Annotated in this window: 13 protein-coding genes and 1 pseudogene; 8 read left to right on the forward strand and 6 right to left on the reverse strand. The window is 27.1% G+C overall.

Annotated elements, in window-relative coordinates:
• The 4 genes and pseudogenes from KQ44_RS14360 to KQ44_RS00305 form a co-directional block, all read left to right on the forward strand.
• A pseudogene (locus KQ44_RS14360) lies at nt 1–580 on the forward strand (hypothetical protein); the annotation flags it as partial.
• A gap of 136 nt (nt 581–716) precedes the next feature.
• Entirely contained in the window at nt 717–908 is a 192-nt protein-coding gene (locus KQ44_RS00295) for a hypothetical protein (protein WP_096735747.1), read from the forward strand.
• Nucleotides 909–931: 23 nt separating this feature from the next.
• Nucleotides 932–1369: a hypothetical protein gene (locus KQ44_RS00300; RefSeq protein WP_096735748.1), complete on the forward strand. Its 438-nt coding sequence runs from the start codon at nt 932–934 to the stop codon at nt 1367–1369.
• Nucleotides 1370–1393: 24 nt separating this feature from the next.
• Nucleotides 1394–2092 carry a ribonuclease HII gene (locus tag KQ44_RS00305; RefSeq protein WP_096735749.1) on the forward strand — a complete coding sequence of 233 codons (699 nt, stop codon included), beginning with the start codon at nt 1394–1396 and terminating at the stop codon, nt 2090–2092.
• Nucleotides 2093–2468: 376 nt separating this feature from the next.
• On the opposite strand, the gene KQ44_RS00310 is transcribed toward KQ44_RS00305, so the two are convergent.
• Nucleotides 2469–3431: a Gfo/Idh/MocA family oxidoreductase gene (locus tag KQ44_RS00310; RefSeq protein WP_096735750.1), complete on the reverse strand. Its 963-nt coding sequence runs from the start codon at nt 3429–3431 to the stop codon at nt 2469–2471.
• A 224-nt stretch (nt 3432–3655) separates the two neighbouring features.
• Here KQ44_RS00310 and KQ44_RS00315 point away from each other — a divergent pair, with 224 nt between their 5' ends.
• Nucleotides 3656–5317, forward strand: coding sequence for a formate--tetrahydrofolate ligase (locus tag KQ44_RS00315; protein ID WP_096735751.1), 1662 nt, complete (start codon nt 3656–3658; stop codon nt 5315–5317).
• A 109-nt stretch (nt 5318–5426) separates the two neighbouring features.
• Here the strand turns inward: KQ44_RS00315 and KQ44_RS14615 are convergent, their stop codons facing one another.
• Together KQ44_RS14615 and KQ44_RS14620 are read right to left on the reverse strand one after the other, a co-directional pair.
• Nucleotides 5427–5852, reverse strand: coding sequence for a hypothetical protein (locus KQ44_RS14615; RefSeq protein ID WP_240516391.1), 426 nt, complete (start codon nt 5850–5852; stop codon nt 5427–5429).
• A gap of 180 nt (nt 5853–6032) precedes the next feature.
• Nucleotides 6033–6245, reverse strand: a complete 213-nt coding sequence (locus tag KQ44_RS14620; RefSeq protein ID WP_240516392.1) for a hypothetical protein — start codon at nt 6243–6245, stop codon at nt 6033–6035.
• A gap of 660 nt (nt 6246–6905) precedes the next feature.
• Here KQ44_RS14620 and KQ44_RS00325 point away from each other — a divergent pair.
• Both KQ44_RS00325 and KQ44_RS00330 read left to right on the forward strand, forming a co-directional pair.
• Nucleotides 6906–7469 carry a hypothetical protein gene (locus tag KQ44_RS00325; RefSeq protein WP_096735752.1) on the forward strand — a complete coding sequence of 188 codons (564 nt, stop codon included), beginning with the start codon at nt 6906–6908 and terminating at the stop codon, nt 7467–7469.
• The gene (locus KQ44_RS00330) at nt 7466–8140 is read left to right on the forward strand and encodes an ABC transporter ATP-binding protein (RefSeq protein ID WP_096735753.1); all 675 of its coding nucleotides are present in this window, start codon (nt 7466–7468) and stop codon (nt 8138–8140) included. The genes KQ44_RS00325 and KQ44_RS00330 overlap by 4 nt, the downstream gene beginning before the upstream one ends.
• A 2-nt stretch (nt 8141–8142) precedes the next feature.
• On the opposite strand, the gene KQ44_RS00335 is transcribed toward KQ44_RS00330, so the two are convergent.
• The 3 genes from KQ44_RS00335 to KQ44_RS00345 form a co-directional block, all read right to left on the reverse strand.
• On the reverse strand, nt 8143–8493 hold the full coding sequence (locus tag KQ44_RS00335; RefSeq protein WP_096735754.1) for a PepSY-like domain-containing protein: 351 nt from the start codon (nt 8491–8493) through the stop codon (nt 8143–8145).
• A gap of 246 nt (nt 8494–8739) precedes the next feature.
• Nucleotides 8740–11244: a DNA gyrase subunit A gene (gyrA, locus tag KQ44_RS00340; protein WP_096735755.1), complete on the reverse strand. Its 2505-nt coding sequence runs from the start codon at nt 11242–11244 to the stop codon at nt 8740–8742.
• A 126-nt stretch (nt 11245–11370) separates the two neighbouring features.
• Nucleotides 11371–11796, reverse strand: a complete 426-nt coding sequence (locus tag KQ44_RS00345) for a response regulator (RefSeq protein WP_096735756.1) — start codon at nt 11794–11796, stop codon at nt 11371–11373.
• 131 nt (nt 11797–11927) lie between these two features.
• On the opposite strand from KQ44_RS00345, the gene KQ44_RS00350 reads away from it, so the two are divergent.
• Nucleotides 11928–13180: 6-hydroxymethylpterin diphosphokinase MptE-like protein (locus KQ44_RS00350; RefSeq protein WP_096735757.1), on the forward strand; the 1253-nt coding region annotated here is incomplete at its 3' end.

Here is a 13180-nt window from a genome sequence, read left to right on the forward strand (position 1 = left end):
TCTAAAAACTTTTAAAGAAATATCATCTTTAAGAAAAAGTCAAAAAGATTTAGAATATACTATTAATAATACATTAACAGAAAATAACAATAAGTATAATGAATTAATTAATGATCTAGATAGTAAGTTTGGCAGCAATAAAAAAGAATTAGATACTCTAAACTCTAATTTAAAAGAACAAATTGTATATAATCAAAATAGATTAGATAATTTATTAAACCAAATAGAAGATTCTAAAAAAGAACAGAAAAAATTCTTTGAAGAGCAAAACGATAATATATCTAAATTAAAAAAAGAATTAGATGAAAGTATTGAAGAGAAAATAGAAAAAAATAATACAACTAATAACAGCATAATTCTTGAGCATAATTTAAAAACTTTTAAAGAACTTTCTGCTTTAAGAAAAAATCAAAAAGATTTAGAAGATTATATTTCTAATAATATAAATAATAATTTGAATGAAACCATAAAAGAAACTATTGAAGAAAATAACAGGAAATATGATGAGTTCATTAATAATATAAACAGTAAGTTAGAGGAACAAAAGAATATAACAAAACAAGCTGGAAGATTTATCTAGCCAAATAGAAAATGTTAAAGAAGATAATACAAAATTCTTCGAAGAGCAAAACAATAATATATCTAAATTAAAAGAAGAATTAGATGAAAGCATTACAGAAAAAATAGATAATAATAATTCTAACTATAATAATGTAATGCTGGAACAGAACCTAAAAACTTTTAAAGATATTTCATCTTTAAGAAAAGTACATAAAGACCTTGAAGAAGAAATGCATCAAACTTATGAAGATATAAATAATAAAATTAATACCCATATGGAAGAGCAGAATAATAAATATGATGCATTTATCAAAACTATAAATGATATATTAGAAAAAATAATATAAAATATGAAGAGCTTGCTGATGATTTGAATAATCAATTTAATATCAGTATTGAAGAGCAGAAAAAATATTTTGATGAAGAAAATCAAAATGCTGAAGGAAGATACGATGCATTCATTAAAAATATTAATGAAATATTAGAAAATAATTATTTAAAATATGAAGAGCTTGCAAATACTGTAAATACAAAATTAGAATCTAATAAAGTGCAAAATTACAGCAAAGGATTAAACAGAGTAAATTATAATAATACTCAAAATGAAAAACTCGTTAATTATATAGAAAATAGATTTAATGAAGAGAGTTATAAAAATAATAGGAGAATTAAAAAAATAGAGGATAATCAGACAAAGAATAATAAAGAAATTAAAGAAATGAATAAAAAAATAGGTAATGTTGCTATAGTATCTATTTCTTTATTTGCTGTTATAATAATAGTATTTTTAGCTTATCAACTATTATAATATTTTAAGGAGGGATTAATTTTTATGGATATGTTTGACTCTAAATATAATTCCTCCGTCATAGACAAATTTGCCTATGAAAAAGAGTACTTATCATTAGGCTATAAATATATATGTGGTATTGATGAAGTAGGACGAGGCTGTTTATTCGGACCTGTTACAGTTGCTGCTGTTATAATGCCTTTAGAACTTAATAATGATATTGAAGTGGTAAGAGAAAATATTATAGAAGAGGTTGATGACTCTAAAAAAATATCTGCTAAAAAAAGAGAAGAGCTTTATGATAAAATTATTAATAAAGCATTATGTTACAGTGTATATTCGGTAGATGCCAAAACTATAGATGAGATTAATATTTATAATGCTACAAAACTTGCTATGGTTAATGCTGTTAGGGGATTGAATATAAAACCTGATGTACTTCTTATAGATGCTGTAAAACTAGATATTGATATAAAGCAATGCTCTATAACAAAAGGAGATTTTAAATCCTACTGTATAGGCTGTGCAAGTATAGTTGCTAAGGTAGAAAGAGATAGAATGATGAATGATCTTCCTGAAGTTTATCATAAGTATAAAGTTGCTAAAAATAAAGGCTATGGAACTAAAGAGCATATGAAAGCTATTGAAATGTATGGTGCAAGTGATATGCATAGATATTCATTTGAGCCTATAAAATCAAATTTCTCATATAAAAAAAGAGAAGATAATCTTATTTTATAATAGACTCGTTTCAAAAACTAATTTTAGATAGTACTATCAACCACAAATAATTAAATTTAAAAATTTACTTTTTGACAAATTATAGTTGTTTAGCTATATACTAAAATGATAGTTTTAACTTGTAAAATATTATTTTTATAATTGATAAATTACCAAGATTTCATATATAATCTGTCAAGCACTTTTGAAACAAATCTAATTGTGCTTTTGATGCTTTTTACGTAGGAAAAGTTGATAATAACTATAATATTTACTTAATGAAAGCACAATAGAAATTGTATTGTATAATAAATTAGTTTCAAAAATTGAAGTTTATAAAAAAGCGGGAATATTAAATAAACATATAACACTCCCCGCTATCATAAACAAAAAATAATTACCAAGTCTTTTTTATCTCTTTTAAAATAGATTCTGTCAATTTTATAGTATTAACATCATCTTCTATAGAAACAAATCTTTTATCCTTGCCTAATATACAATTTGCAAAATGTTCATCTTCCAATTTTAAAGGATTATCTCTATGAATAAATACTCTTTCTATAATAGATTCCTGTTTATAGTTTATACCTATAGAAGTTTTTATATTGCTCTGACTTGCTGCCTGTCTATGTATTGTTATATCCTGAGTAGCATAATCTAATAAAAAGTATGCTTCTTCTGTACTTATAGCCAATGTTCTAATTTTTTCTTGGGTTACTCTGCTTGCACTTATTGTAGCTATAGTCTCATCTTCAAACTCTAATAATGCACTTGCTATATCTTCATTTTTTGTTCTTATTCTCTTTCCGCTTGCAGAAAATTTTATAACAGGCTTTTTTACTAATGAAGTTACAATATCTAAATCATGAATCATTATATCAAATACAACACCTACATCTGTAATACGCGGAGTAAAAGGAGCTAATCTTCTAGCTTCTATTAAATAAGGTTTTTCTATTATATGATGAAGTTCCTGAACGGCACCGTTAAATCTTTCTACATGTCCTACCTGAAGTATAACATTTTTTTGTTTTACAATCTCTTCCAATTCCAAAGCCTGTGCATAAGTTTCTGTCATAGGCTTTTCTACCAAAACATGTTTTCCTTTTTCTACGGCTTTTTTAGCTATTTCAAAATGAAAAGTTGTAGGGCTTGCTATTATTACAGCATCTGCATTATCTATGGCTTCGTCGATAGTATTAAATTTTTTTATATTATACTTTTGAGATATCTCATTAAGATGATTCTCATCGGCATCATATATTCCAGACAAATTTATATGATTTATTTGGCTTATAACATTTAGATGAAACTGCCCCATTCTTCCTACACCTATAAGACTAATATTAACTTTATCCATTAAACAAATCCTTTATTTTAAATTAATATATTGAAAAAGTAATTTTATAAATATATCTAAACCTCTTTTATAGAATTATAATAATAATTATACAAAATTCAATAGTATTTTTTAAAGCAATTAATGAAAAAAATACTATCAAATAATTAAAAAATGCTGTATATTTATTTTATTAAAATCACTAATAAAATCATAAAATATTACAAATAATTATTGGAGACATTATGAAAACAGATATAGAAATAGCACAAGAATGTAAATTAAAAAAAATAGAAGAAATAGCTAAAATGCTTAATCTCACAGATGATGATTATGAAGCATACGGTAAGTATAAGGCTAAAATAGAATTATCATTACTAAATAAATTAAAAGACAAAAAAAATGGAAAATTAGTTTTGGTAACAGCTATCACTCCAACACCAGCAGGAGAAGGAAAATCTACTGTTACAATAGGATTAACACAGGGCCTAAATAAAATAGGTAAAAATGCAGTAGCTGCTTTAAGAGAACCGTCTTTGGGACCTGTATTTGGAATAAAAGGCGGAGCATGCGGAGGAGGATATGCTCAAATAGTTCCTATGGAAGATATTAATTTACACTTCAACGGAGACTTTCATGCTATAGGTTCTGCTCATAATCTAATATCAGCATGTATTGATAATCATATAAAACAAGGAAATGAATTAAAAATAGATACAAATAAAATAGTGTTCAAAAGAGTTGTTGATATGAATGACAGAGCATTACGCGATATAGTTATAGGTCTAGGAGGAAGTGAGAACGGAGTTACTAGACAGTCATCATTTCAAATAACTGTTGCTTCTGAAATTATGGCTATACTTTGTCTTTCAAACTCTTTAATAGATTTGAAAGAGAGAATAGGAAATATTGTATTTGCCTATGATATTAATGATAATCCTTTAAAAGTAAAAGATTTGAAAGTAGAGGGTGCTGCTTGTGCTTTGCTTAAAGATGCTATAAAACCTAATTTGGTACAGACATTAGAAAACACTCCTGCTATAGTTCATGGAGGACCTTTTGCTAATATTGCCCATGGATGTAATTCTATACTTGCTACAAAATTAGCTTTAAAACTTTCTGATTATACTATCACAGAGGCTGGATTTGCTGCTGATTTGGGAGCTGAAAAGTTTCTTGATATTAAATGCCGTGCTGCTGATTTAAAGCCAAACTGCATAGTTTTGGTTGCCACTATAAGGGCATTAAAGCATCATGGAGGAGCTTTGGAGCTTAATAAAGAAGATTTGAATGCTTTAAATAAAGGTTTTGAGAATTTGGATAAGCATATAGAAAACATGAGAAAGTACAATGTTCCAGTTGTTGTTGCTATTAATAAATTCTCTTCTGATACTCAAAAAGAAATAGAATGCATAACAGAACACTGTAAAGATATTGGTGCTCAAATATCATTATGCGAAGTATGGGAAAAAGGAGGAGAAGGCGGAAAAGATTTAGCTCAAAAAGTTGTAAAAGCCACTTCTGAAGAATCTAATTATAAACCTTTATATGATTTAGAAAAAGGCATAAAAGAAAAAATTGAACTTATATGCAAAGAAATATACGGAGCAGGCAATGTGAAATTCTCAGCAAAAGCAAATAAGATGATAAAAAAAATAGAAAGTATAGGTTTTGGAAATTTGCCTATATGTATGTCAAAAACTCAAAAATCAATATCCGATAACCCAGCACTTCTTAATGCTCCTAAAGGATATACTCTAAACATTGATGAAGTAAAACTTGCTTCAGGTGCAGGATTTATTATTGCTATGGCTGGAGGTATTATAGATATGCCTGGTCTTCCTAAAATACCAGCCGCATGCAATATAGATATAGATGAAAATGGAAAAATAAGCGGATTGTTCTAATAAATATTCATAAATACTGAATTACGAAAATAGCTGTTTTCAATATATAAAAATTATAATATAAAAATTGGAGACAGCTATTTTTTATTTAAATATTCATTTTATAAATCTAAATAAAAATATATTCTTTAAAAATCTTCAAAGCATTCTCTTTATTATAAGAATCCCCTCCTCTCCAATGCATCAATTTATCTGATAATTCTGTATTCCTATATTCTCTCTCTTCTTTAGCCTCTAAAATATCTAAATATGATAATATTTCAAGAAGTATTATTCTTTGATCTTTTGATGAAGGAAATATATCTTTTAATGTTTTTTCCATTTTATTTGCAGAATCATTTTTATTATTATATGAATCAATTTGTTTTAATATATTATTAAAAATTTCTATATCCTCTTTTGAAGGATTTAAATTGTATTTATCAAAGTTAATTTTACTAAACTCTAATAGATCGAAGTAGATATATGATAGATTTGAGAGTCTTACTCCGCCCCATTTAAACTTTTCAAAGTTATACACATTGCTATATTTCAAATAAAAATCATCTCCTAAAATATAATATTTAAAGCATTCATCACAGTATGCGTTTTCAGCTATAAAATGATGTTCAATTATTTTTTCAGCTAAATAATAGCTTGATATAAAACTTCTAAAATGCAATGCTCTAGATGATAAACTGCATAAAAATGCTTTAACTGTATTATTAAAATCTATTTATTTTAACAGATCTGGTATATTTTTTATAATGTCATCATGTTTAATAATTTCATCAGAAAAATCAAACATCAACCCTTTTTCTTTAGCGTATAAAAAATCATCATCATTTATTTTTTGTTTTCTATCATCAATCCAGCCGTCTTTCCAGAAATAATTGAATAATATTTTTTTAGCTTTCTTATCAGCTTCTATAATTTTTTGTTTATACATTTTTACGGTTCCTTAAAAAACTTGATACAATTATATATTAATATACCTAAACAACTACAATTTGTCAAAATTAGTTTTTATATTTTTATTATTTTCGGGGACTAGCCCTGCGAATCACACAGTCGCGTTGACATTTGATAAGAATAAAGAATACCGTGCGGGAAGGTGCACGCGAAGCGTCCCGAACGAAGATGAGGGGGGAGCTCACTGTTGACAAACTTAAAAATTTTCAGTATATATAGCAAAAAAATTATAATTTGTCAAAAATGAATTTTTTAATAAAAAATATTTGCATATCTTTGAAATAACTAGCATCAAAAGTCATTATATAATACCAGTCTGTTTTCAGTCTTTTGCCCAAAAAATCATACTAAGTAAAAGAATGCCGCTGTATTAAAAATGTAATTTATAAAATATAAATATTATATATATACTTTAAAAACAACTGCAAAAATGTATTCATTCACAAAATTCAATATCACTTATTCTAAAAAGAATAATATACATACTTAAATTTATAAAATATTGATATAAATAATAAAAAATTATTATTTAAGTAATATATAATAATATCGATACTATATATAGCATAGTGTATAATATTTTACAAAGATATTTGTAAATAGTTTAAATAATATTATTATAAATAGAAGGTTTGCCGTGTATAATTCTACTATTGGATACGCTTCCAAACTTATTAAAGGAAGTATGGTTTTTTCTATAGTGATATTTATTTCATTATCACAGATTATGACTATAACTTCAATATTTAGTTTGGTATGGAAATATGAAATTTTATTAAATGAGAATATACCTTTTTTTAGAGAATTTTCTATATACTCATTATTTATAGGAATATTTATTGTAGGAGTGCTTTATTCGTCAATAACAAGTTCTTATATATTCTCAAAAAATAGCAGAATGTTTTCTACTTTGCGTATATTCGGAGCTACTAAATTAGCCATAAAAAAATTAGCAATGCTTATAAGTTTTTTATATCCTATTATTTCATTTGGCATATGTATAATAGAAGTAGGAATTTTATATTTAAGATACAGTTCTTATATATTAACTTTAATAGAATTTGCTGATGTTATTAACGGAGCCTATATGATGCTTTTAGCCAATGCCGTTTTAATAATAGCCTTTATGATAGGGGCATTTATATCAAATTCAATACTTTTGCATAAAGATCCTTATGAGGATTTAAGAGGAACACTATGAACATAAAAATAATCAGTATATCAAAAGTTTTTCCTTTGGGGGTTACTCAATTTAATGCATGCGAAGATATTAGTTTAGATATCAATCAGGGGGATTTTATCAGCTTTGTAGGACATACTGGAAGCGGCAAAAGTACATTACTAAGCATTATAGGTGCTATACTCAAACCTACAAGCGGAACTATATATTATGACTCTTTCAAATTAAATGGTGCTTCTGAAGATGTGCTTGCCAGCTTTAGAAGAGAATATTTTTCATATATATTTCAATATCCTGTTATTATACCAACTATAAGTGTTATAGATAATATATTAATGCCTTTAGCTTTTAAACATAAAATTACTGAAGAGAAAATTAATCAGACAAAAGAAAATATAGAACTATTTTCTCTCAAAGATAAGATGAACTCTAAAGCTGCTAATTTATCAGGCGGCGAAATGAAAAAGGTTGCTATATTAAGAGCATTAGCTTATGGGTGTAAATGTCTAATAGCCGATGAGCCTACAAGCGACTTAGATCCTGCTACTACAAAAACATTAATGGAAATACTTACAACAATAAACAAACAGGGAACAAGCATCATTATGGTTACTCATGCTCATAATATTGCGGCTTATGCAAATAATGTTTATGAAATGTCTAATGGTAAAATTGTAAGATGCTTAAAATAAGATTATCTGCTGTATATATGCATCTCTAAATAATGATCTAGTATTACCCTGTATGAATTAATGATTCTTCTTATTTCATTAATATCTAAATTTTCATTTTTATACTCTATTTCTAATCTTTTTAATTTATCAATTTTTTCTTTTACAACTTCTGGAATAATATGCTCTGGAAGTCTTTTTTCACTGTTTATAGAAAGCCAATTACCATTTTCATCAAATGTAATAAAGATTTCATTATCCAGTTCTACTTTAAAAATATTATCAGTTTTTTCTAATTCTACTATTTCTGCTTTAAGAAATTTACTCTTTATAAATATTTCCGCCTTATAAGGTAATTCTAATTTTCTATCCATAATACAACCTCTAATATTATATTACATTATCTATATTTTTATGTTTTTAATAAGTAATTTTTCTGCTAATATACAGAAAAAATATAATAATAAAATTGAAGATTAAAAAATAAAACAACTCTTATTTCAAATATTTCTAAACAATATATATTTTATATGTTTAATATAACAAAACTTCATAAAAAATAATTAATTTTTTTAATAAAAAAGCCCATATTCTTTATCAAAATATGGGCTTTATTTTACTTACTTTTTCTCCTCATTATCACAAGGTACAACAGCTAAATCGCTAACCTTAGCTCCGTCAGAAATATTAACGATTTTTACACCCTTAGCATTTCTTCCAAGCTCTGGTATAGAATCAGCCTTTATCTTTATTGTCATATCATCAGTAGTAACAACCATTATCTCATCTTTATCGCCTACTGTTTTTACGCTTACAACCTTACCAGTTTTATTATCTGGTTTAATATAAATCTGTCCCTTACCGCCTCTTCCTTTAACATTAAACTGTTTAGAAGAAAGTCTTTTACCTATACCATTTTCTGTAATAACTATTAATGATTCACCCTTATGTATAGCATTTCCAGATACACAAATGTCATCATCATCTAAAGAAATACCTTTAACACCAGCAGCAGCTCTTCCCATCTTTCTTATTTTCTCTTCAGTTATTCTCAAAGCAAGACCAGTAGCTGTAGTCATAATAAAGTCATCTCCAGTCTGAACAGCAGAAACAGCCACAAGCTCATCATTATTTTCCAATGTTAAAGCAAGTATCCCTCTTTTTTTAGCATTTTCAAGATGTTTTAACTCCATTTTCTTTATAGTACCCATTTTTGTAACCATAATAATAGACTGTTTAGGGTCAAACTCAGACACTGTAAAATAACTTGTTATTTTCTCTTCAGGTGCTAAATTAAGAATAAATTTAATACTTTTTCCTTGAGAAGTTTTAGTCAAGGCAGGTATTTCATGAACTTTCATCCAGAAAGCCTTACCTCTGTCTGTAAATATAAATAAATAATCTTTAGTAGAAGCAACAAATAAATGCTCTATATAATGCTCACCCTGTGATTTTCCGCCCTGAACACCTACTCCTCCTCTGCCCTGCGTACGATAACTTGAAGCAGGCACTCTCTTAATAAATCCCTGAGTAGTGATAGATACTGCAACATCTTCATCATGTATCAAATCTTCTTCATCTATCTCTGTATCATTAGTTTTTCCTATTATTTCGCTTCTTCTGTCATCGCCATATTTTTCTGCTATTTTTTTAAGCTCATCTTTAATAACAGCAAGTATCTTTTCTGGGTGTGCAAGTAAGTCTTCACAATAAGCTATAAACTCTCTTAATTGCTGCAATTCCTGTTCTATTTTTAATTTTTCTAAGGCTGTTAATCTTTTAAGCGGCATATCAAGTATAGCTTGAGCCTGTTTTTCTGAAAGTTTAAATCTGTTCATAAGAGTTGTTCTTGCAGAATCAGTATTTTCGCTTTCTCTTATTATTCTTATAACCTCTTCAATATTAGCCTGTGCTATGAGCAAACCTTCTAATATATGAGCTTTAGCCCTAGCCTGATTCAAATCATATTCTGTTCTTTTAGTGATAACTTCAACTCTATGGTCAACAAAATATTTTATAAGTTCTTTTAAATTTAATACTTTAGGCTCACCATTAACTAAAGCAAGATTTATTATACCGAAAGTAGTTTCCAAATCAGTATGCTTAAATAATTGATTTAATACTATCTGAGTAGCAACGCCTTTTTTAAGCTCTATTATAAGACGAATACCTGCTCTGTTGCTTGATTCATCTCTAATATCTGCTACACCTTCAATTTTACCTTGTTTTACTAACTCAGCTATTTTTTCGTGAAGAGTAGTTTTTACAACTCCGTAAGGAAGTTCTTTTACTACTATAGCCTCTCTATCTTTTTTAGTCTCTTCTATTTCAAGTCTTGCTCTTAATTTAATTCTTCCCTTACCAGTAGTATAGGCCTCTTTAATACCCTCTTTACCGTATATAATACCAGCAGTAGGGAAGTCTGGACCTTGTATATAACGCATAAGGTCTTTAATTTCAGCGTCCTGATGATCTATATAATAAACAACAGCATTAACTACTTCTCTTAAATTATGAGTAGGCATATTTGTAGCCATACCAATAGCTATACCCATACTTCCGTTTACAAGGAGCTGAGGAACTGTAGCTGGAAGTACAGAAGGCTCAGTTCTGGAATCATCAAAGTTCGGAACAAATTTAACAGTTTCTTTTTCTATATCATTGAGCATTTCTTCTGCAAAACGAGTCATTCTTGCTTCAGTATAACGCATAGCGGCAGGCGGGTCATCATCTATAGAACCGAAGTTACCCTGTCCGTCTACAAGTAAATAACGCATAGAAAAATCCTGTGCCATTCTTACCATAGTGCCGTAAACTGCAGCATCTCCGTGCGGGTGATAGCGTGCCAAAACTTCACCTACTGTGGCTGCCGACTTCTTATATGGTTTGTCATGAGTAAGATTAGCATCATACATAGCATATAGTATTCTCCTATGAACAGGTTTTAATCCGTCCCTAACATCAGGTAAAGCCCTTGATACTATAACACTCATGGCATAAGTTAAATAGGATTCTCTTAATTCATTTTCTATTGAAATATGATCTACTCTTTTTAATATATCTTTTGTCAGTGTGGAATATTGTCTTTCTTCAGAATTATCAGGTTTATTTTTTTTTACTGCCATATATTACTATCCTTAAAAAAATATCATATATTATAACATTTTAATACATAAAAATCAAACAATAAATAATAGAAGAAAATTATTAAATTATAGAAAAATTAGTCTAAAATGTATTATAAAAATAAATTATTTTATATAATCTTCTCTTCCTAGTACTTTAGCTAAATGCTCAATAACTGTCTGACGCTGTATAGGCTTTACTACATATCCATCTACTTTGAGCTTTAAAAATTCCATCAATACACCCTTATTTGAATAGGATGTTACTACAATTATTTTGGAATCTATATTCAAAGCTCTTATTCTTTTAAGCAAATCTATTCCATTCATCTGAGGCATTTCAAAATCTATCATTATTATATCTGGTTTTTCTACAGCATCCCTCAATTTATTTAATGCATCCATTGCACCGTCTGATTCCATTGTTACCTCAAACTGTTCTGATAATAAAATTTTCTTTTCTGCTATACGTATTGTGCTGGAATCATCTATAACCATAACTTTATAAGACTTGCCTGTTTTAGTATTAATCCCTAATGGTGAACTACTCATAATTATATACCCCTAAATATTTAATAATTGTAAATTTATAAAAATTATCAATAATGTCAATAATTTTTTGTAAAAAAAGAAAAAAATTATTATGTATTTGATTTTTATATTTTTTTTGTTATCATAGATAAATGAAAATATCTTTAAAATTACATGCTTTAATAAAATATTTGTCAGGCGAACCAGACGCTTCATACAAAATAGAAAAAAATAAAGATGGTATTATAACAGCATCAAAAAATTCAAGAGCAGTGCACAGTAAATATAATATTAATAATGAATGTAAAAGAGCTTTAGAAAATATAAATAAAAATAAAAACCTTCTCATAATGTACGGTTACGGCTTGGGATATATATTAAAATATTTAATGGAAAATATTGATAACTACTTCAATAAAAATACTATCAAAACTCTGAAAATTATTGCAGTAGTTGAAGATACTGTATTATTTAAATATTCATACTACAACATATACAGCCCTGAAAATGAAAATATATTTTTTATTCACAAAGATGATTCTATAAATTATATTAATGAACTTATAGACTATAAAAGTATAAATGGTGTTAATCTTGTAATTCTACCTTCTCTAACAAAAGAAGAAAAAGATAATGCTAATACCCTATATACTCAAATACTTAATATAATGGAAAAAGAAGTATCTAATATATTTACCAACATGTATTTTGAAAATATATGGACAAAAAATATTATATTCAATAGCGAATATATAAAAGATTCTGCAGACATTTCAATTTTTAAAGATTCATTTAAAGGATTAAAAGCATTATTAATATGTCCAGGTCCCACATTAAAATATAGCATACAATACATAAAGATAAATAGAGAAAATCTATTTATAATATGTGTTGATACTAGCTATAGTGTGTTATGCAAACATGGTATAATACCTGATTTTGTTATTACTGTTGACGGAGGTTTTTTTAATTCTCTTGATTTTGTTTATGAAAAATCACATTTTCCATATTTAGTTATGGATATGTCTTGCAATAAAATTATACCTAAAAATACACACTGCAAAACTAATCTTATAAGATTTACTTCTATAGAAAATTTAGGACTTATTGAATATATACAAAACTTTATTAAACTATCATCTCTTAAGGCTTCAAATACTGTAGCTACTGCCATGATAGATTTTGCATATTATATAGGTTTAGATGAAGTGCTTTTAATAGGTTTTGATAATAGCTATCCTTTTTATGAAAGACATATTAAACATGCTTTATCTTATGAATATATGGTAAATAAAACAAATAAATTAAAAACTTATGAATCATATTATTTTAATGCTATAAAAAATAATACCAATATAGATAATTATCCTCCAACTGAGTTTGTATTTGAAAGCCAAATAGAATA

The organism is Brachyspira sp. G79, assembly GCF_002379365.1.
In the GTDB taxonomy this organism is placed as follows: domain Bacteria; phylum Spirochaetota; class Brachyspiria; order Brachyspirales; family Brachyspiraceae; genus Brachyspira.